Source organism: Streptomyces sp. DH12 (assembly GCF_020873895.1).
Classification (GTDB): Bacteria; Actinomycetota; Actinomycetes; order Streptomycetales; family Streptomycetaceae; genus Streptomyces.
The window spans coordinates 1-451 of sequence record NZ_JAHWGT010001082.1 but is presented as its reverse complement, the minus strand read 5'-3'; the positions used below and the strand labels follow the sequence as shown (position 1 = coordinate 451).

The following is a 451-nucleotide window of genomic DNA, read 5'->3' as shown; positions in this document are numbered from 1 at the left end:
CACTAATTGTTTGGACGGGTTGGACATGTTTGTTTTAGAGTAAGGTTCTGGTCTCTCACCCCGCGCCCTCTCCGCCGCCGACACCTGGGTCCGCATCCCGATGGCCCACGGGGTGGACTCCCTCAACGTGGGCGCGGCAGCGGCGGTCGCCTTCTACGCGGTGACGGCGGGGCGGCCACAGCAGTAAGGGCGCCATCGCTTGCCGGCCCGGCGAGCGGTCTCCCGCTGAACGGCCAGCAGCCCGGGGGCGCGCCTCAGGACGGTCCCTGACACCCCTGCACCAGCGCGATCCCGAACGCCACCACCAGCGTCACCACTACGAACACGAACAGCCGCTGCCTCAGCAGCCGTGGATTCGCCGGGCGCAGGCCGGAGCCCGTGCGGCGGGCGCCTGTGCCGGTGCCGGGGCGGGTTCCGCCGCGGGAGGGTGTGCCGGTGCGCGACCTGGGAC

2 pseudogenes are annotated in these 451 nt (G+C 71.4%); one reads left to right on the top strand and one right to left on the bottom strand.

Features of this window, described 5'->3' with window-relative positions:
- Positions 1-43: 43 nt before the first annotated feature.
- Positions 44-187: pseudogene (locus LPA54_RS38625) on the top strand (TrmH family RNA methyltransferase); the annotation flags it as partial.
- Positions 188-254: 67 nt separating this feature from the next.
- On the opposite strand, the pseudogene LPA54_RS38620 reads toward LPA54_RS38625, so the two are convergent.
- Positions 255-451: pseudogene (locus LPA54_RS38620) on the bottom strand (serine/threonine protein kinase); the annotation flags it as partial.